Annotated in this window: 17 protein-coding genes and 1 other RNA gene; 4 read left to right on the forward strand and 14 right to left on the reverse strand. The window is 59.7% G+C overall.

What is annotated here, in order from left to right; translation table 11 throughout:
* Positions 1-2: 2 nt before the first annotated feature.
* The 13 genes from murD to dapF form a co-directional block, all read right to left on the reverse strand.
* A complete protein-coding gene (murD, locus tag ABWQ00_RS11535) occupies positions 3-1,649 on the reverse strand; it encodes a UDP-N-acetylmuramoyl-L-alanine--D-glutamate ligase (RefSeq protein WP_353238820.1) in 1,647 nt (548 codons plus the stop codon).
* A 3-nt stretch (positions 1,650-1,652) separates the two neighbouring features.
* The gene (gene mraY / locus ABWQ00_RS11540; protein WP_353238821.1) at positions 1,653-2,831 is read right to left on the reverse strand and encodes a phospho-N-acetylmuramoyl-pentapeptide-transferase; all 1,179 of its coding nucleotides are present in this window, start codon (positions 2,829-2,831) and stop codon (positions 1,653-1,655) included.
* Positions 2,821-4,269 (reverse strand): UDP-N-acetylmuramoyl-tripeptide--D-alanyl-D-alanine ligase, encoded by a 1,449-nt coding sequence (locus ABWQ00_RS11545; protein ID WP_353238822.1) that lies wholly within the window; start codon positions 4,267-4,269, stop codon positions 2,821-2,823. The genes mraY and ABWQ00_RS11545 overlap by 11 nt, the downstream gene beginning before the upstream one ends.
* Positions 4,266-5,810 (reverse strand): UDP-N-acetylmuramoyl-L-alanyl-D-glutamate--2,6-diaminopimelate ligase, encoded by a 1,545-nt coding sequence (locus ABWQ00_RS11550; protein ID WP_353238823.1) that lies wholly within the window; start codon positions 5,808-5,810, stop codon positions 4,266-4,268. The genes ABWQ00_RS11545 and ABWQ00_RS11550 overlap by 4 nt, the downstream gene beginning before the upstream one ends.
* Positions 5,810-7,549 carry a peptidoglycan D,D-transpeptidase FtsI family protein gene (locus tag ABWQ00_RS11555; RefSeq protein WP_353238824.1) on the reverse strand — a complete coding sequence of 580 codons (1,740 nt, stop codon included), beginning with the start codon at positions 7,547-7,549 and terminating at the stop codon, positions 5,810-5,812. Before ABWQ00_RS11555 ends, ABWQ00_RS11550 begins: the two co-directional genes overlap by 1 nt.
* Positions 7,546-7,872, reverse strand: coding sequence for a cell division protein FtsL (ftsL, locus tag ABWQ00_RS11560; protein ID WP_353238825.1), 327 nt, complete (start codon positions 7,870-7,872; stop codon positions 7,546-7,548). Before ftsL ends, ABWQ00_RS11555 begins: the two co-directional genes overlap by 4 nt.
* Complete coding sequence (gene rsmH / locus ABWQ00_RS11565; RefSeq protein WP_353238826.1) at positions 7,869-8,798, reverse strand: 16S rRNA (cytosine(1402)-N(4))-methyltransferase RsmH; 930 nt, start codon at positions 8,796-8,798, stop codon at positions 7,869-7,871. The genes ftsL and rsmH overlap by 4 nt, the downstream gene beginning before the upstream one ends.
* Positions 8,799-8,803: 5 nt before the next feature.
* Complete coding sequence (gene mraZ / locus ABWQ00_RS11570; protein WP_353238827.1) at positions 8,804-9,232, reverse strand: division/cell wall cluster transcriptional repressor MraZ; 429 nt, start codon at positions 9,230-9,232, stop codon at positions 8,804-8,806.
* 361 nt (positions 9,233-9,593) lie between these two features.
* Entirely contained in the window at positions 9,594-10,778 is a 1,185-nt protein-coding gene (gene dksA / locus ABWQ00_RS11575; protein WP_353238828.1) for an RNA polymerase-binding protein DksA, read from the reverse strand.
* A gap of 251 nt (positions 10,779-11,029) precedes the next feature.
* A complete protein-coding gene (locus tag ABWQ00_RS11580; protein ID WP_353238829.1) occupies positions 11,030-12,127 on the reverse strand; it encodes a CobW family GTP-binding protein in 1,098 nt (365 codons plus the stop codon).
* A 119-nt stretch (positions 12,128-12,246) separates the two neighbouring features.
* On the reverse strand, positions 12,247-13,221 hold the full coding sequence (locus tag ABWQ00_RS11585; RefSeq protein WP_353238830.1) for a tyrosine recombinase XerC: 975 nt from the start codon (positions 13,219-13,221) through the stop codon (positions 12,247-12,249).
* 6 nt (positions 13,222-13,227) lie between these two features.
* Entirely contained in the window at positions 13,228-13,911 is a 684-nt protein-coding gene (locus tag ABWQ00_RS11590) for a DUF484 family protein (RefSeq protein WP_353238831.1), read from the reverse strand.
* 25 nt (positions 13,912-13,936) lie between these two features.
* Positions 13,937-14,806, reverse strand: a complete 870-nt coding sequence (gene dapF, locus ABWQ00_RS11595; RefSeq protein WP_353238832.1) for a diaminopimelate epimerase — start codon at positions 14,804-14,806, stop codon at positions 13,937-13,939.
* A gap of 49 nt (positions 14,807-14,855) precedes the next feature.
* Between dapF and ABWQ00_RS11600 the strand changes: the two genes are divergently transcribed.
* The 3 genes from ABWQ00_RS11600 (at position 14,856) to ABWQ00_RS11610 (ending at position 17,921) form a co-directional block, all read left to right on the forward strand.
* The gene (locus ABWQ00_RS11600) at positions 14,856-16,502 is read left to right on the forward strand and encodes an MBL fold metallo-hydrolase (RefSeq protein ID WP_353238833.1); all 1,647 of its coding nucleotides are present in this window, start codon (positions 14,856-14,858) and stop codon (positions 16,500-16,502) included.
* Between the two features lie 21 nt (positions 16,503-16,523).
* Complete coding sequence (locus tag ABWQ00_RS11605) at positions 16,524-17,219, forward strand: S4 domain-containing protein (protein WP_353238834.1); 696 nt, start codon at positions 16,524-16,526, stop codon at positions 17,217-17,219.
* Positions 17,220-17,399: 180 nt separating this feature from the next.
* A complete protein-coding gene (locus ABWQ00_RS11610) occupies positions 17,400-17,921 on the forward strand; it encodes an Rrf2 family transcriptional regulator (RefSeq protein WP_353238835.1) in 522 nt (173 codons plus the stop codon).
* A gap of 62 nt (positions 17,922-17,983) precedes the next feature.
* Here the strand turns inward: ABWQ00_RS11610 and rnpB are convergent.
* An RNA gene (gene rnpB, locus ABWQ00_RS11615) (RNase P RNA component class A) lies at positions 17,984-18,336 on the reverse strand.
* A 75-nt stretch (positions 18,337-18,411) separates the two neighbouring features.
* Here rnpB and ABWQ00_RS11620 point away from each other — a divergent pair.
* Positions 18,412-18,566: FAD-dependent oxidoreductase (locus tag ABWQ00_RS11620; RefSeq protein WP_353238838.1), on the forward strand; the 155-nt coding region annotated here is incomplete at its 3' end.

Here is an 18,566-nt window from a genome sequence, read left to right on the forward strand (position 1 = left end):
GCTCACAGTCCGCACTCCATGGCCACGCCAGCCGTCTCGGCCAAATCACTGACCGCCTGAACAAACACCTGGGCCCGGTGCTCGTAGTGGTCAAACATGTCAAAACTGGCGCATGCGGGCGACATCAGCACCGCATCACCGTTTTGGGCCAGCTGGGCAGCCAAATTGACGGCAAAGTGCATGTCAGGGGCGTCGTGCAATTCGACCTCGGTGTCTTGCAATGCGGCGCGAATGAGCGGTGCGTCCCGACCGATCAGCACCACGGCGCGTGCAAAGCGGGAAACCGGATCGGCCAGAGGCAAGAAATCTTGGCCCTTGCCCTCGCCGCCCAAGATAACCACGACCCGGCGTTCGGCGCCCAAGCCTTTGAGGGCCGCCACCGTGGCACCCACGTTGGTGCCCTTGCTGTCGTCAAAAAATTCCACGCCGTCGATGATGGCCACCGGCTCGACCCGATGGGGCTCGCCCCGGTATTCGCGCAAGCCATACAACATGGGGCCCAAAGCGCACCCCGCACTGCTGGCCAAGGCCAAGGCGGCCAGCGCATTCACCGCGTTGTGCCGACCCCGTATGCGCAAGGCATCCGCAGGGATCAAGCGCTGAATGTGCAAATCGTCCTCTTGGTCCTTGCGACGGCGGCGCGTTTCATCGGCCTCGAGTGCACGCACCAACCATGTCATGCCGTTGGCCACTTCGATGCCGAAATCACCAGGCCGCTGGGGCATGTCGCCACCAAACAGAAGGCATTCGCGTTCTATGGGTTTTTGCAATTTGGCTCGGACAGGCGTTGGCCGCATGGCCATGACCAAGGGATCCTCACGGTTCAGCACCATGATCGTTTGGCCACCAAAAATGCGGGATTTGGCCGCTGCGTAGGCCGCCATGTCGCCATGCCAGTCCAAATGGTCTTGCGACACATTCAACACCGTGGCGGCTGTGGGCTCAAAGCCCTCGCTGCTGTCCAGCTGGAAACTGGACAATTCCAAGACCCACACTTCGGGCAGGGCCGCGGCCAAAGGATCACGCTGGATGGCCACGGGTTCGGTCTGATCCGAGCCCGATTCGGCTGGCGTTGGCGATGACACTTCGGCTTCTTCTTGATGTGCTTGGGCTTCGTTTTGGGCGTCGATTTGGGCTTGAGCCTGTGCCAAAGCTTGGGTCAAAGTGTCCAGCAGTGTGGGGCCAATGTTGCCCGCCACCTGCACCGACTTGCCTGCACGGGCCACCAACTGACCCGTCAGTGAGGTCACGGTGGTTTTGCCATTGGTGCCGGTGATCGCCAAAACCTGAGGACGGTAGGCACAACGGGTGTGCAGGTCGCTCAAAGCCGCCGCAAACAGCGTCAGTTCACCGCCCTGCCACAGGCCCATGGCTTGCGCGGCATTGACCACCGGCGCCACCACATCGGGCGCCAAACCAGGACTGCAAAACACGGCCCGCACCGATGTGCCTTGCACCAAGTCCGCTGAGAAGGGTCCTGCCACAAAGCGCACCGATGGCCACTCTGCCTGCAAGGCCGCCAGCTGAGGCGGCGCTGCGCGGGTGTCGGCCACGGTCACGTCGGCTCCGGCACGAGCGCACCAACGGGCCATCGCCAAGCCGGATGCACCCAAACCGAGAATCAGAACGTGTTGGCCTTGGAGCTGCATGGCTTACCTCAGCTTCAGGGTCGACAGGCCGACCAAACACAAGAGCATGGTGATGATCCAAAAGCGCACGACGACTTGCGTTTCTTTCCAACCGCTCTTTTCAAAATGGTGGTGCAAGGGGGCCATCTTCAGGATGCGCCGACCTTCACCGTATTTTTTCTTGGTGTACTTGAAGTAGGTCACCTGTGCCATCACCGACAAGGCCTCCACCACAAAGATGCCCCCCATGATGGCCAATACGATCTCTGCTCGGACGATGACAGCGATGGTGCCCAAGGCTGCGCCCAAGGCCAAGGCCCCCACATCCCCCATGAAGACTTGGGCGGGGTGCGTGTTGAACCACAAAAAGGCCAGGCCCGCCCCAGCCATTGCCGCACAAAAAATCAGCAATTCGCCTGACCCTGGGATGTACGGGAAAAACAGGTATTTGGAAAAAACCGAACTGCCCGTCACATAAGCAAAAACACCCAAGGCCGAGCCCACCATCACCACCGGCATGATGGCCAGGCCATCCAAACCGTCCGTGAGGTTGACCGCGTTGCTTGAACCCACAATCACCAGATAGGTCAGCAACACAAAGCCCAACACGCCCAGTGGATAAGTGATCTCTTTGAAGAAGGGCACCTGCAATCCGGCCTTCAGGGGCAAGCTCACTTCAAAGCCCGACATGACCCACTGGACAAACAAGTCCAGCACCCGCTCGTTGGAATTTTCAGAAATGCTGAACACCAAACACAATGCGGCCAACAAGCCAAGGACCGATTGCCAGAAATACTTTTCCCGTGAGCGCATGCCCTCCGGGTCTTTGTTGACCACTTTGCGCCAGTCATCGACCCAGCCAATCGCGCCAAAACCCAAGGTGACGATGAGCACAATCCAGACAAAGCGGTTGGACAGGTCAAACCACAGCAAGGTGGCAATGGCGATTGACAACAAGATCAGCACACCACCCATGGTGGGTGTACCGCTTTTGGACAAATGCGATGCCATGCCATAGCCACGGATGGGTTGACCGATCTTGAGCGAGGTCAAGCGCCGAATGACCCATGGCCCTGCGGCCAAGCCAATCAGCAAGGCGGTCATCGCCGCCATCACGGCACGGAACGTGATGTATTGGAAAATTCGCAAAAAGCCCCATTCAGGCGACAAACTTTGCAGCCACTGGGCCAAACTAAGCAGCATGGGCCTCCCCTTTTTTGTGGTGTTCTTGTCCATGGGCAAGAGCCTGCAGGGCCTCCACCACGCGTTCCATCTTCATGAAACGGGACCCTTTGACGACAATGCTTTGAAATTCCACAGCGTGGCTTGCAACAGCCGCCAACAGGCTGTCCATGCTGTCAAAGTGATGTGCCGTCCCATAAGCTTGGCCTGCATGCAGGCACAAGTCACCCAAGGTGTAGAGAGCTTCGATGCCACATTCGGCAGCATAGGCACCCACCTCGGCATGAAATGCAGGTCCTTGGTCACCGACCTCGCCCATGTCACCCAAAACCAACAAGCGCGGAGAGGGCAGCTCGGTCAACACATCGATCGCCGCACGCACCGAATCGGGGTTGGCGTTGTAGGTGTCGTCGACCAAGGTGATTTCACCCGCAGGGGTGTGAAGCAGCAAAGCCTTGGATCGACCCTTGACAGGTTCAAAAGCTTGCAAACCCTGCGCCACGGCCTCCAGTGGCACGCCAGCGGCCAAAGCGCAAGCACTCGCCGCCAAGGCATTTTTGACATTGTGTCGGCCTGCGATGTGCAAACGGACGGGGGCTGTACCCACCGGAGTTTTGAGGGTGAATTGCCAAGCACCTGATTGCCAAACCACCACGGCCGCCCGAACATCCGCAGCCCCATCGCCGTGGCCCATGGCGAATGTGTGTTGTAAGCGTGCGCCCGACTGGTTTTGCCAAACAGGGGTGTAGCATTCATCGACAGGGTAGACGGCCACCCCCTGGCTGGGCAAGGACAACAAGACTGCACCGTTTTCCAGCGCCACGGCCTCGACGGTGCCCATGAATTCTTGGTGCTCACGCTGCGCGTTGTTGACCAGGGCCACTGTGGGCTGGGTCATCTGGGCCAAATAGGCGATCTCGCCTGGGTGGTTCATGCCCAACTCCACCACCGCCATGCGGTGGTGAGCGCGCAAATTGAGCAAGGTCAAGGGCACGCCAATGTCGTTGTTCAAGTTGCCCTGCGTTGACAAGGCATCAGCACCCACATGCGCACGCAAAATGGCCGAGATCATTTGGGTCACAGTGGTCTTGCCATTGCTGCCGGTCACCGCGATCACAGGCACATCAAACTGTGCGCGCCAACCCGCCGCCAATTCTCCCAAGGCCAAGCGGGCGTCTGGCACCACCAACGCAGGCAAACCCTGAGCTGCAGCTTCGGCTTCGCCTGAGGCCTCACACAGCACAGCCACAGCGCCTTGCGACTTGGCTTGCGCGATGAACTGGTTGCCATCAAAACGCTCTCCGCGCAAGGCGACGAATAAATCGCCTGCACGCAAGCTGCGGCTGTCGGTGTGCACACGGTCGGCTTCGACCGACTGCAGCTTGACGCCTCGGGCACGGCTCAACCAGGTCAAGGCCGACTCCAGCTTCAAGCCCATGGGGATATGAACCGCGTTCATGTGGCCACTCCTTGAAGCTGTGCTGCTCGTTGCTGCAAAGCCTTGCGAACATGCGCCACATCCGAAAAAGGATGACGCACGCCCATGATCTCTTGTTCGGTCTCATGGCCTTTGCCCGCCACCAGCACCACGTCTTGTGGGGCGGCCTGTGCCATCACTTGCGCAATGGCCAAGGCGCGGTCCACTTGCACCCCTGCTTGCGTCGGATGTTTGAGCCCTGCGACCATGGCCGCCAAAATCGCTTCAGGTGATTCACTTCGGGGGTTGTCGCTGGTCAACATCACCTGATCGGCAGTTGCCTCTGCAGCTGCCGCCATCAAGGGACGCTTGAGTGCATCACGGTCACCGCCGCAACCCAGTACGCACCACAATTGGCCACCGCGCAAGACCGCCTGGGACCGCAGTGCCGCCAAGGCGTGAACGATGGCATCGGGCGTGTGTGCGTAATCCACCAACACAAGGGGCAAGCCTGTATCCAGAAAGGCTTGCAGCGATGGCTCTTGACCAAGCCGAACCCTTTGCATGCGGCCAGGCACTGCGCTCAAGTGCGCGCAAGCTTGAACGGCCAGCGCCAACTCAAATCCCAAAGCACGCAAACTGCCGATCACCCCCAGCAGATTGTCGATGTTGTAGTCGCCCATCAAGTCGGTGCGCAGGGTTTGCACCGCATCGCCTTCAATCACCTCAAAGGCCAAGCCATCGGCACTTTGCAAAGCGCGTGCTTGCAAACGAGCAGCTCCTTGCCTCGAACACGTCCAAACGTCCAAAGAGCTGCCTTCTAATTGATGGGCCAAAAGTGCGCCTTGTGCATCGTCGGTGTTGATGACCGCCGCCTGCAAACCAGGCCAACAAAACAGCGCGGCTTTGGCAGACCAATACTGCTTCATGTCGGCGTGGTAGTCCAAGTGGTCTTGGGTGAAATTGGTGAACACCGCCACACGGATCTGTGTGCCGTTCAGTCGGTGTTCGGCCAAACCGATGGACGAAGCCTCGATGGCGCAATGGGTGACACCGGCATCGGCCATGGCACGAAATTCCTGCTGCACCAACACCGGATCGGGGGTGGTCATGCCGGTTCTTACCAAATCGGGAATGCGCCCCACACCCAAGGTCCCGATCAAGGCACAGGACTGCGCCAAAACAGGAGAGGACAAGGCCTGCGCCAACCACCAAGCGGTCGAGGTTTTGCCATTGGTTCCCGTCACCGCCAAGACCTGTAAAGCATGGCTGGGCTGCTCATAGTAGGCGTCAGCCACCCAGCCCGTTTGGGTCTTGAGCTGGGGCATGCAAGCGAGTTTGTCGGTGCTGACTTCGCCGTTCAAAGAGGTCAGCCAAGGGGCGCGACCCTCTTCTTCCATCAAGCAGGCACTGGCCCCTTGCGCCAAAGCTTGCGCCAAAAATCGACGCCCGTCGGTGACTGCGCCGGGCCATGCGATGAACGCATCGCCTGGCTCAACCTGTCGGCTGTCGGTGCGCAGCGCACCGGTCACGCGCGAGCGCAACCAAGAGGCAGCTTGAGAGGCGCTGTGCAAGGTCTGCATCAGAACGACTCCTCCACCGCTTTGGCCACAATTTGCGGCTTGACAGCCATGTCAGGCTGCACGCCCATCAAACGCAGTGTTTGCTGCACCGTCTGGCTGAACACGGGCGCGGCCACGGCACCGCCGTAATAAACCCCATTGGAAGGCTCATCGATCATCACGGCCACCACGATGCGCGGCTGGTCAATGGGGGCAATGCCGACAAAAAAGCCCCTGTATTTTTTGCTGGCGTAGCCCTTGCCCTCTTGCTTGCGTGCGGTGCCTGACTTGCCGCCCACCGAGTAACCCATGGTCTGGGCCTTTTGACCGGTACCGCCCGGGCCCGAAGCCATTTGCAGCATCTTGCGCATGGCGATGGCATGCTCGGGACTGTAGACGCGCGTGCCCACTGCGGGCTGGTTGGTTTTCATGAGTGTGGCAGGGACGATTTCGCCATCGCGCGCAAACACGGTGTAGGCACGGGCCACCTGGAACAAACTGCTGGAAACGCCGTAACCGTAGCTCATGGTGGCTTGCTCAACCGGACGCCATGTCTTGTGAGGACGAAGCCGTCCGCTGACCACACCTGGGAAAGGCAGCTGCGGCTTTTGGCCAAAACCCAGGTCTGCAAACATTTCCCACATTTCACGGGGCTGCAATTGCATGGCCATCTTGACGGTGCCCACGTTGCTGGACTTTTGGATGACCTCATTGACCGTCAACACCCCATAGGGGTTGACATCGCTGATGGTGGAGCCGGTGATGGTGATCTTGCCCGGAGCGGTCTGAATCGGTGTTTCGGGCTTGACCAGCCCTTGCTGCAGCGCCAAGGCCACAGTGAAGGGCTTCATGGTCGATCCAGGCTCAAAGCTGTCGGTCAAAGCCCGATTGCGCAACTGCTCACCCGTCAGATTGCCCCGCTTGTCGGGAGAATAACTCGGGTAATTGGCCAAGGCTAGGATTTCACCGGTTTGTGCATCCAAGACCACGACGCTGCCAGCCTTGGCCTTGTGCTGCGCCACAGCATCGCGCAGGGTTTGGTAGGCATAAAACTGCACTTTGCTGTCGATGCTCAGCTGCAGGTCTTGGCCATCCACGGGCGGCACGGTCTCGCCCACAGCCTCGACCACACGGCCCAAGCGGTCCTTGATCACCCGCCTAGAACCCGCTTGCCCCGCCAACTGCTTTTGAAAGATCAGCTCAACGCCTTCTTGGCCTTTGTCTTCGACGTTGGTAAAGCCCACGATGTGCGCTGCAGCCTCACCCTCAGGGTAGAGACGCTTGTACTCCTTGATGTCGTACACACCCTTGATGTTGAGTGTCCGAATCTCTTTGACCACCGACTCGTCCATCTGGCGGCGCAGCCACACAAAGGTTTTTTCTTCGTTCTTGAGCTTGTCTTCTAACTCAGCCGGTGCCATGCCCAGCAATTTGGCCAATTGGCGGAGTTTGACCGGATCGCGTTCCAAGTCTTCCGGGTTGGCCCAAATGCTGGGCGCAGGCACGCTAGAGGCCAGCAGGACGCCATTGCGGTCCAATACGCGGCCACGGTTGGCGGGCAAGGTCAAGGTGCGGGCAAAACGAACTTCACCTTGCCGGATGAAAAAGTCATTGTCAATGACCTGCACATGCGCTGCGCGCCCCACCAGGCCCGTGAACCCCAAGGCCATCAAGGCGACAATCAGTTTGCTGCGCCAAACCGGCGTCTTGCTGGCCAGCAAGGGGCTTGAGCTGAGCTGCACACTGCGGCCGCGGCTCATCGGGCAGCTCCAGTGGTGGCCGTGGCAGCGTTTTTCAGCGGCACAGCCGGATTGGCAGCGCCTGTTGTGGTCACATACTGCGTGATGGCCGGGGAAACGTTGCGCATTTGCAATTGCTGACGCGCGATTTGCTCCACGCGCAGGGGCGTGGTTTGGGCGCGCCGCTCCACTTCCATGCGGTCCAGGTCCACCTCAATGCGCTGGTTTTCTTTGCGTGCGGATTCCAGCGCCATGAACAAACGCCTGGATTCGTAATGGCTGTGCACCAGCCACAAGGCGCTGCCCACCGTAGCGATCAACAAGAGCATGCTCAAGCGCATCATGCTGGCACCTCGGTACGCTGTGCCATGCGCATGATGGCGCTGCGTGAACGGGGGTTGGCGCGTACCTCCGCCTCGCTGGGTCGAATCCGACCGCACAGTTTCAAACGCATCTTGACCGGCTCGGCAAAGGGGACGCGGCGGTCCACCACTTCTTTGGCATGCTTGGCCATGAATTGCTTGACGATGCGGTCTTCGAGCGAATGAAAACTGATCACCACCAGCCGAGCACCAGGTGACATGACGTGCAAACTGGCTTCTAGCGCTTGTTCAAGCTCCGTAAGCTCTGCGTTGATGAAAATCCGAAAAGCCTGAAATGTCCGCGTTGCAGGGTTCTGGCCCGGCTCGCGGGTTTTGACCGCGTCAGCCACGAGCTGGGCCAAATCGGTGGTGCTTGAAATTGGGCCCCGTTCTTGTCGGCGAGCCACAAGCGCCTTTGCAATCTGAAAAGCAAACCGTTCTTCGCCATAGTCACGTATCACCTCCGTGATTTGATCCACCTCTGCGGTAGCCAACCAATCGGCCACACTTTGACCGCGCGTGGTGTCCATGCGCATGTCCAGCGGGCCGTCAAAACGAAAAGAAAAACCCCTCTCGGGGCTGTCAATTTGAGGGGAGCTGATGCCCAAGTCCATCAGCACACCATCCACACTGCCAACTGGCAGTTCACCCAGGTTCGAGAAACCTTCGTGGCGGATCGAAAAACGCTTGTCCTGGATACGCCCCGCTTCGGCGATGGCCTCCAGGTCTTTGTCAAAGGCCTGCACACGCCCCTTTGGGGACAAGCGAGAAAGAATCAAACGGGTGTGACCGCCACGGCCAAAGGTGGCATCGACGTAAGCACCATCGGGCCCGGCCGGTGACTGCAGCAACTCGTCCACCGCCTCATTCAAAAGCACCGTGGTGTGGCTCAAGACAGTTTCGGTCATGGCGCTCAAAAGGAAAAATCTTTGAACACATCGGGCATATCGCCTTGCATGGCCTGCGCTTCTTGCGTGTCGTAGGCGGCTTTGTCCCACAACTCAAAGTGGTTGCCCATGCCCAGCAGCATGGTGTCTTTGGAGATGCCAGCAGCTTGGCGCAACTCAGGTGAGATCAGCACGCGACCCGTGCCATCCATCTCCACGTCCATGGCGTTGCCCAAAAAGATGCGCTTCCACCACTGGGCCGACATGGGCAGCTGGGCAATGCGCTCACGAAACTTCTCCCACTCTGGGCGGGGAAATACCATCAGACAGCCGTGCGGGTGCTTGGTGATCGTCAGCTGCCCTTGCGCCGTGGCGCTCAGGACGTCACGGTGCCGGGTCGGCACAGACAACCGCCCCTTGGCATCCAGACTCAGCGATGAAGCCCCTTGAAACACAGCAACGACCTTTTTCAGTTGAAAAGTACCAGCAGAGACACTTTTCCCCACTTAATTGCACTTTTTTGCACTGTATCAGGATTTCACAGCAACTCAAGCGACGAAGATCGTTTTTTTTCAATGAAATCAAAGGCTTAGCGCTCAAATTGCAAGCCGATTTAGACTAAATTTCCTTCTAAATTAGGCACTTACAACGGGCTATGAAAGTAAGGTCTCAAGGAATAAAAACCAAAAAAATAACAAAGTCATTTGAGCCAAATCATTTGCTGGTTTTGTCGATATAAAAAATCTGGCCGTAAAAAAACCCCATTGAAGGGGTTTTCAAGACTTCAGCGCACGGTGCGCGCGCAGGAGCCTGGCCTCAATCACCGAACATTTTTTGCTTCAACTCACGGCGCTGCTGGGCCTCTAAAGACAAGGTCGCAGTGGGTCGGGCCAACAAGCGACCAACGCCGATGGCCTCGCCCGTTTCGTCGCAAAAACCGTAATCGCCTGCATCGATGCGTTGGATCGATTGCTCGATCTTTTTGAGCAATTTGCGCTCACGGTCGCGGGTACGCAGTTCCAAAGCATGCTCTTCCTCGATCGTGGCGCGATCAGCGGGGTCAGGGACCACCACGGTGTCCTCGCGCAGGTGCTCGGTGGTGGCACCAGCGCTGTTGAGGATGTCTTGCTTGAGGATGCCGAGTTTGCGGCGGAAATAGGCCAACTGCATGTCATTCATGTACTCGGCATCGGGCATGGCCAAGATCTCTGGATCGGTCAAAGCCTCGACCTTTTTGGATTTCCAATTGTTGGCGAGTTTGGGGTCTTTTTTGATGGGCGCAAACGGCACGCTCTGGGTGATGGGCGCCGAACTGGGCAAAAAGCTGGATTTGGCGGCCGTGGATGCCACAGCTGGGGGCAAAGAAGGCACGGTGATTTGTGCCAACCTGGCAGAAGGACGAGCAGCGCGCACCGGTTGGTCGGACGCCACCGGGGCGACAGGAATGGACGAGACGGAGGCTGCAGCGGCCTCGCTGGTTTGAACGGTCATGGATTTCACTTGAGGGGCTGGCAAAGACTTTTTGGAAGGCTCTTTCGCAGCACTTGGCTTGGAAACAGAGGGCTTGGCTGCCACAGTCTTGGCAGGCAAAGTTTTGACTGCAACAGTTTTGGCTGCGGAAGGCTGAGACTTTGCCGCCTTGGCAGAGCCCTTCAGCGGCTTGGCCGCTGGGGACTTGGCTTTGACAGCCGACTTGGAAGCCTGGGTGGACTTGGGCTTGGCAGCAGGGGAGGCAACCGGCTTGGCTTTGGCAGGGGCCGCCTTCACGGACTTGACTTTGGCAGGAGCTGCCTTCACGGGCTTGGCTTTGACAGGCACGGCTTTGCTGACTTTGGCTGTTTTATTTTGAACCACAGGTTTGGCTTTGGCCACTGTTTTGGCTTTGGGCACGGGTTTGACTACAACAGACGGCTTGGCTGCCGTGCTTTTTTTCTGCGCTGTCGCCGCTGTCTTGGCAGCTTTCGGCGCCGCTTTGGCAGGTGCTTTTTTGGGGGTCGTCACGTCTTGTCTCCTAGCCGTGTAAAAAGTCAGCTCTCAAACGGCACGCACACCGCACGTGCCGAAGAATCTCTGTTCATGCTCATCTCAAACCCATTTGCTGGCCGCCGATGGGGCCCACACCCACTGCCCAAAAGGCAGTGTTGCAGGCGGGCGATTGTAGCGACTAGAAGGGTTGAAAATCTGACGCCGAGCGATTAAAGCAATTTTGGTGAAAAAAACACAGCCAGGCACCTGAGTCCAAGCTGGGCCGATCACACCAGACTTTGCTCGAGTCCTTGCAACAAGATGTCCTTGGGCAAATCGATGCCAATGAAAACCATCTTGCTCATTTTGGTCTCGCCTGCAGCCCACAGGGGTCCTAAATCGCTGCCCATGAGCTGGTGCACGCCTTGAAAAATCACCTTTCGCTCGGTGCCCTGCATGTTCAAGATGCCCTTGTATCGGAGCATTCGAGGCCCATAGATGTTCACAATGGCCCCCAGAAAGTCCTCCAACTTGGCGGGGTCAAACGCTCGCTCCGACTTGAAAACAAAGCTTTTGACGTCGTCATCGTGGTGATGGTGGTGGCCATGCGCATGCTGGTGCGAAGGGTGATCGCAATCCTCCCCATGCACATGGTCATGGTCGTGTTGGTGCGAGGGGTGATCGCAGTGCTCACCGTGAGCATGGTCATGGTCATGCCCGTGGGCATCGTCTTTCAAAAAGTCGGGATCGATGTCCAGCTTGGCGTTCAGATTGAAGCCCTTGAGGTCAAACACTTCGGACAGCGCTACTTCGCCGAAATGGACCACCTTTTGTGGGGCACGTGGGTTCATGTGCTTCAAGCGGTGCTGCAGGGCGTCCAGCTCTTGAGGCGAGACCAAATCGGCTTTGCTGATGAAAATCTGGTCGGCAAAGCCCACCTGACGGCGAGCTTCTTGGCGGTCGTTCAATTGCTGGGCGGCGTGTTTGGCGTCCACCAAAGTCAAGATCGAATCGAGCAAAAAGGTCTCGGCAATCTCATCGTCCATGAAAAAGGTCTGAGCCACCGGGCCGGGATCGGCCAAACCCGTGGTTTCGATCACGATGCGGTCAAAGCTGAGCAATCCCTTGCGGCGCTTGGCTGCCAGCAACTGCAGGGTCACACGCAGGTCTTCGCGGATGGTGCAGCAAATGCAGCCATTGCTCATTTGGATGATTTGCTCGTTGGTGTCTGACACCAAGATGTCGTTGTCGATGTTTTCTTCGCCAAACTCGTTTTCGATCACAGCGATCTTCTGGCCATGGGCCTCGGTCAACACGCGCTTGAGCAAGGTGGTTTTGCCCGAACCCAAAAAGCCGGTCAGGATGGTGGTGGGGATCAGGGACATGGCGGGCTTTCGGTGAAAGACATGAAAACAAGAGTTGGGGAGTGTAGCGATGAATTCAAGCCCGAGTTCAGCCTCGCAGACTTGGCCTCACCGCCCGCATGAAGGGCTTCGACGAAGCTTCATTTGCGCTTGGCACGCGGGTGCGCAGCGTCATAGGTTTTGGCCAGGTGCTGAAAGTCCAGCCGCGTGTAAACCTGTGTGGTGCTGATGTTGGCGTGGCCCAACAGCTCTTGCACGGCCCGCAAGTCGCCACTCGACTGCAACACATGGCTGGCAAAAGAGTGGCGCAGCATATGCGGATGCACCGGCGTGGCGAGCCCGGCCAGCAGGCTGCGGCGCTTGAGGCGCTGCGCCACCCCGCGCGGCGTCAGACGCGTGCCGTAGCGCCCGGGGAACAGGGCCAGAGACACAGTGGAAGCAGCAGCGACTGGCTGTGTCAGCATGCCAGTCAACTGGGAGCGCACGCCCAACCAATGGGTCAGAGCCTCGACAGCTGCACGCCCCAAAGGCACGCTGCGGCGCTTGCCGCCTTTGCCTTGCACCTGCACCTCAGCGTTGGCCAAATCGATCCAGCCACGCCCGGTACGGGCCGCGTCGGCGCTCGCCACGACATCCAAACCCGTCAACTCTGCGATGCGCAAGCCGCACCCATAAAGCAACTCGACCATCGCTGCATCTCGGGCTTCGAGCCAAGGGTCATCGTTGTCCTCTTCGTGTTCAGCCAGTTGCACCGCCTCCTCCACACCCAATGCTTTGGGCAAGGGCTTGGTCACGCGCGGCGCACGCACATCGGCCACCGGATTTTGTGGAATCAGGCCCTCCCGGCCCAGCCAGGTGTAAAAACCACGCCAACCCGACAAAATGAGCGCAATGCCCCGCCCACTGCGACCTGCGCTGTGCATTTGTGCTACCCAACGGCGCACATGCCCGCTTTGCACCTGGAGCAAAGGCACTTGGGATGCCGCCGCCATCTCGGCCAGACGGGTCAAATCCAGTTGGTACAGCGCGCAGGTGCGTTCAGCCAAACGCTTTTCAAAGCGGACATGGTCCAAGTAACGCGAGACCAAGGGGTCCTGAGCTGCTGGTGCCGCCATGGTTGCTCAGGGTGCCCGCAACACCGACAAAGCCGCCCCGGCCAGCTCGGCCAAGCGCTCAAGCAAGTCGGTGCCCATATGGTTGTTAAAGCGTTGGGCATCCGGCGAAGCCAAAACCATCAAGCCAAAAGCAGCTTGACCGGGCGCAGCCCGCAGCGCCAGCAAAGCCACGGAGGCCGCTTGGTTGGGCTCGTCCAGCCATTGCACCGCCTCGTACCCCGAGTTGGGTCCCACATAGGGCGTGTCCAAAGAGGTGGCCAAAGCTTGCACCGCCTCGGTCACGCCTTGGGCATAAGGCGCTGCAGCATGGGCATCGTCCAAAGACCACAGGCGCAAAGCCAGCTGAGGGACCTGAAACAACTCCTGGATGTTGAACACAGCAGAATCAGCCAACTGGTCGTGGGGCGTGACCAACAATTCACACGACCAGCGGTGCAGCTTGTCGGTCAAGATCATGTTCTCGTTGCCGTGCCGGATCATGTCCATGATGCGGTGCTCCAGACCCTTGATCTTGTCGCGCAGCATTTGCGCCTGGCGCTCTTGCAGGCCCACTGCGCGGTGGCTTTGCGGGTGTGTCAGCTGCACCGTGGCCAAGAGGGAAGCATGGCGCTCAAAAAAATCTGGCGTGTTCACCAAATAGTCGGCGATGTCGTCTTCGGTGATCGGGCTCATGGGTTCAGGCGTGGTCATGGGAATGCTCCAGAAATTCAAAAAATCAAAGCGAGTCAGGCACGTCGATGTTGCCCTCAAAAACGGTTGTGGCCGGGCCGGTCATCAGCACCGGACTGTCGGCCTGGCCCGCCCATTCGATGGTGAGCATGCCGCCCAGGGCCTGCACGTCCACACGCGCGTCCAGCCAACCCTGACGAATGCCGGCCACTACCGCCGCACACGCGCCGGTGCCGCAAGCCAGCGTCTCGCCCGCACCCCGCTCGAACACGCGCAATTTGATTTGGCTGCGTGAGACGATCTGCATGAAACCCGCATTCACCCGGTTGGGGAAAGCCGGATGGTTTTCGATCAACGGGCCCTGAGCCAGCACTGGAAAGGTGTCCACCTTGTCCACGCGCTGAACTGCGTGCGGGTTGCCCATGGACACCACGCCCACGCGTGCCAGGCCCAGTGCGCCCAAATCCAGGTCAAACACCGGCCAAGCGTTGACCTGATCGCTGATGAGGCCCCTCGGATTGAAAGGCACAAGCGCCCAGTCGAACACCGGAGCGCCCATATCCACCGTCACGCGGCCATCGGGGTTCATGCGCAGCTCGATCTCGCCTTTTTGCACTTTCACGCGCACCGTGCTTTTGTCGGTGAGGCCCTTGTCGCGCACATAACGCACAAAGCAGCGGGCCCCATTGCCGCAATGCTCCACCTCACCACCGTCGGCGTTGTGGATCACGTATTCAAAGTCCAGCCCAGGAGCGGGCGACGGCCGCACGGACAAGATTTGGTCGGCCCCCACGCCAAAATGGCGGTCTGCCAGAAAACGGTATTGGGCCGCGTTCAGGCCCATGCGGGCTTGCGTCTCGTCGAGCACGACAAAATCGTTGCCCGCGCCTTGCATCTTGGTAAAGCGAATCTGCATGTGGCCGATTATCACGCTTGGCAGCCTCTGGCCCGACCGATAATAGGCCATGGCACGCACATCCCAACTCCTGTACCCCCAACGTGAACCCGCGCCCCTGCGCCCAGCGGCCACCGTGCTGCTGATGCGCGACGGCCCACAAGGCATCGAGGTCTTGATGACCCGCCGCTCTATGTCGGCCAGCTTTGCGCCCGGGGCCTATGTCTTTCCCGGCGGCGGCATCGATGCCGCCGACGCCCATGCGCACGGCATGGCGCAGCGCCGCCCAAAACAAAGTGACTTGCACCTGACACAGGCGATCGCCGCCATCCGCGAGAGCTTTGAAGAACTGGGGGTCTTGTTCGCCCGCCATGCCGACGGGCGCTGGGCTGACCACAGCGACATCGCAGCCATCGACCGCCAAGGCCCTTTTGCCGCCCAGTGCGAGGCCAGGGGGCTAACGCTGGCGGCCGATCAGGTCTTCATCCTGGCCCACTGGATCACCGACCGCGACCTGCCGCGCCGCTTTGACGTGCCCTTTTTGGTGGCCTGCATGCCCGAGGGCCAGATCCCGGTGGCGGACGAGTCCGAGCAATTCGAGCCGGTCTGGGTACGCCCGGTCGATGCCCTGACCCGCCACGCAGCGGGCGATTTTTTCATGGTCTACCCGACCATTCGCACATTGGAGCGGCTCAAAGCCTTTACTATCGTAGACGCGGTGCTGCAAGCCTGCGCCGTGAATGATGAGCCACTGTGGACCAGCTGCCCCCGGGCCGGTTGGCTGGCGGGCAACGAAGCGCGTTACATGGAACACGAGGCCCCGTTTGGCGAGCTGGCCTTGGTCACGCCCGACGGGCAAATCCACCACCACCTGGACTGGAAAACCGACCAATCCGTGCCACTGCTCAAGAACGTGCAGCGCCTCACCGCCCCCAACCCCGGCGTCATGACCGGCCCCGGCACCAACAGCTATTTGGTGGGCGACCCGAACACCGGCTACATCGCCATCGACCCCGGCCCGGCGGACAACGAGCACCTGCAGCGGCTGTGGCGTGCTGCAGGCGGGCAAATCAAAGCCATTGTGTGCACCCACTCGCACCCGGACCACTCACCCGGCGCCGCCCCGCTGCAGGCGCTGTGCACCCACAAGCCACCCATCCTGGGCCTGGCCTCCAAACCGACCGCCCGCATCAACAGCCGCTTCACCCCCGATCGCGAGTTGGCGGATGGCGAAAAACTGGTTCTGCAAGGCACCGGCGTGGACGGCGAGATCACCCACACCCTGCGCGTGGTGCACACCCCTGGCCATGCGGCCAACCACCTGTGCCTGGTACTCGAAGAAGACGGCCTGCTGTTCTCGGGTGACCATGTGCTCAACGGGAGCACCACCGTGATCGACCCGCCCGACGGCCACATGGGCGATTATCTGGATTCACTGGACAAACTGGCTGCGGCCTGCATAGCCGGTGGCATCGAATTCATCTTGCCCGCGCACGGCCATGTATTGGGTTTTGCCCACCAGGCCATCACGCACCTGAAGGCCCACCGCATGAAGCGCGAAGCCAAAATTGCCGCTGCCATGCAAGCCATTCCCCTAGGCAGCCTGCAAGAGTGGGTAGAAAAAGCCTACGACGACGTGCCACCGCGCCTGTGGCCCGTGGCGGCCCGATCGCTGCAAGCGCATGTGGACCATATCCGCGAGCAAACCTTGTCCTGAACTGATTTTTTGAAAGCATGGATGATTTCCTCTGAAGAAGGCATCCGCCTGGCCAAACGCGTGGCCGCTGAGCAAAACTGCTCACGCCGCGAAGCCGAAGCCCTGATCGTCGCCGGTGGCGTGCAGGTGGCTGGCAAAATCGTGACCGATCCGGCCCGGCGTGTGCGTCCCGAGCAAGCCGTGCAGGTCAACCGCTGGGTCTCCATGGCCGCACTGGCCCCCATGACCCTGATGCTGTTCAAACCCGCCCAGCGGGTGGCCAACCTGGCCTGGCTGCAAGACACCGTGGGCCTCAAAGCCCCCCAGCCCGGCATTTGGGGGCCAGAACGCCTGGCCAACATGCAAATGCCCCTGCCGTTGGCCAAACCCGCCAGCGGTCTGTGCATCTTCACAGACGATGTGGCTGTGCTGCGCCATCTGGAAGACCGCCGCAGCCCGATGGAACAAGAATGGATGGCCACCGTGGGCGGCGAAGTGCCAGGCGGCCTGATCAAGGCATTGAACGGCCCTGGCATTCGCGCCAGCATCAACCGCCAAACCGAGCAACTCACGGTGCTGCGCATCGCGGGCAAAGACATCGACGGGCTGGATTTGGGCCGCTGGTTGGACGAACAATGCCCCTTGCAAGACCTGCGCCGCCAGAGGGTGGGGCGCATGGGTCTGGCCCCTCTGGAGCCCGGTCAATGGCGGCAACTGGCAGGGTATGAAAGGTTTTAATCTTCTGTTAATCCCCTCCATACCCCAAATGCGCCTTTTAGCCTTGAATAATCGCACTGTGTCCTCAACTGAATGACTGTTTGAGAAACGACCGATCAGTCACAAACGTACACGATATGTTTTGACATCCCAGGTTGGGTCTGTATCCACAGCCCACTACAACGCTAAAAGGAGCCCACCATGCGTTTGAGCACCAAAAGCCGATTTGCAGTCACTGCCATGATCGATGTCGCTTTGCGGGAAGACCGCGGACCTGTATCTTTGGCCGCCATCAGCACGCGCCACCAAATTTCTCTGTCTTATTTGGAACAGCTCTTCAGCAAACTGCGTCAGCACGGTTTGGTCGAAAGCACCCGTGGCCCTGGCGGCGGTTATTCTCTTTCACGCAACGCCGAGAAAATCACCATGGCCGACATCGTGGGCGCGGTGGATGCCCCCTCTGATGAGGAGGCTTCGGCCGACGGGGGTTGGATGAACAGCGAGCTGTGGGCCAGCCTGAATGAAAAAATGCTGACCCATTTGCAGTCCATCAGCCTGCGTCAACTGGTGGCCGAGCAGCGCACCAAAGGGGTGACCGTTGAGCCTGCACCCCAGCCTACCGTCAAGCGCGGGGTCTTTGCCAAGCCCAAAAGTGCCGTGAAAATCACCGCACCCAATTCGGTGTTCGCCTTGGGTAGCAGCCTGATGCCCTCACGTGGCTGATCTTCAATGACCGCCCCACAAAAAAACCCGCTTCGGCGGGTTTTTTTGTGGGCCTGAAAAAAGTGTGAAGCCCGCCGATAAGCCGGATTCTGTGCACAACGGTTGCCCGCTGCGTGACCGCCATTACTCTGGGCCGGGGGTCGCCCACCCGGCTCGGTGCTACCTACCCGCCAACTCACCCCGCGGAACCACAGGGAGAGGGCATGCGGCGAACCGCACACCCTCAGGAAGGCCTACTTGGTATTGCTGCGCGTAGAGATTGCCCGTTTCACCCGAACTCAATCGGCTCGTCTCTGTTGCTCTGATCCTCACCTCACGGTGGAGAGGTGTTACCTCCTACGCTGTCCTGTGCAGTCCGGACCTTCCTCCAGTGCCTGGTTTCCCAGATCGCACCAGCGGCGGTCTGGCGTGCTTCACGATGGGGATTATCACCGCGATACCGTATGCTTTGCGGACGTCCCTGAACCGTGCCCTCAGCGGAGATGCCCGCATGTCCACCCTGCCCGCCACCATCGACACCCTCATCATCGGCGCCGGTGCCGCCGGCCTGGCCGCAGCCCGGCACTTGCAGAGCGCAGGGCAGGCCGTGCTGGTGCTGGAGGCCGCCGACCGGCTCATGGCCGTGGCCGCCTTCTGTATCGGCAC

Source organism: Limnohabitans sp., from assembly GCF_040400975.1.
Taxonomy (GTDB): domain Bacteria; phylum Pseudomonadota; class Gammaproteobacteria; order Burkholderiales; family Burkholderiaceae_C; genus Limnohabitans_A.

Bases quoted from the DNA above. Each gene is read 5' to 3' on its own strand.
- murD (WP_353238820.1), bottom strand. From the start codon at position 1,649: ATGCAGCTCCAAGGCCAACACGTTCTGATTCTCGGTTTGGGTGCATCC.
- mraY (WP_353238821.1), bottom strand. From the start codon at position 2,831: ATGCTGCTTAGTTTGGCCCAGTGGCTGCAAAGTTTGTCGCCTGAATGG.
- ABWQ00_RS11545 (WP_353238822.1), bottom strand. From the start codon at position 4,269: ATGAACGCGGTTCATATCCCCATGGGCTTGAAGCTGGAGTCGGCCTTG.
- ABWQ00_RS11550 (WP_353238823.1), bottom strand. From the start codon at position 5,810: ATGCAGACCTTGCACAGCGCCTCTCAAGCTGCCTCTTGGTTGCGCTCG.
- ABWQ00_RS11555 (WP_353238824.1), bottom strand. From the start codon at position 7,549: ATGAGCCGCGGCCGCAGTGTGCAGCTCAGCTCAAGCCCCTTGCTGGCC.
- ftsL (WP_353238825.1), bottom strand. From the start codon at position 7,872: ATGATGCGCTTGAGCATGCTCTTGTTGATCGCTACGGTGGGCAGCGCC.
- rsmH (WP_353238826.1), bottom strand. From the start codon at position 8,798: ATGACCGAAACTGTCTTGAGCCACACCACGGTGCTTTTGAATGAGGCG.
- ABWQ00_RS11580 (WP_353238829.1), bottom strand. From the start codon at position 12,127: ATGTCCCTGATCCCCACCACCATCCTGACCGGCTTTTTGGGTTCGGGC.
- ABWQ00_RS11585 (WP_353238830.1), bottom strand. From the start codon at position 13,221: ATGGCGGCACCAGCAGCTCAGGACCCCTTGGTCTCGCGTTACTTGGAC.
- ABWQ00_RS11590 (WP_353238831.1), bottom strand. From the start codon at position 13,911: ATGACCACGCCTGAACCCATGAGCCCGATCACCGAAGACGACATCGCC.
- dapF (WP_353238832.1), bottom strand. From the start codon at position 14,806: ATGCAGATTCGCTTTACCAAGATGCAAGGCGCGGGCAACGATTTTGTC.
- ABWQ00_RS11600 (WP_353238833.1), top strand. From the start codon at position 14,856: ATGGCACGCACATCCCAACTCCTGTACCCCCAACGTGAACCCGCGCCC.
- ABWQ00_RS11605 (WP_353238834.1), top strand. From the start codon at position 16,524: ATGATTTCCTCTGAAGAAGGCATCCGCCTGGCCAAACGCGTGGCCGCT.
- ABWQ00_RS11610 (WP_353238835.1), top strand. From the start codon at position 17,400: ATGCGTTTGAGCACCAAAAGCCGATTTGCAGTCACTGCCATGATCGAT.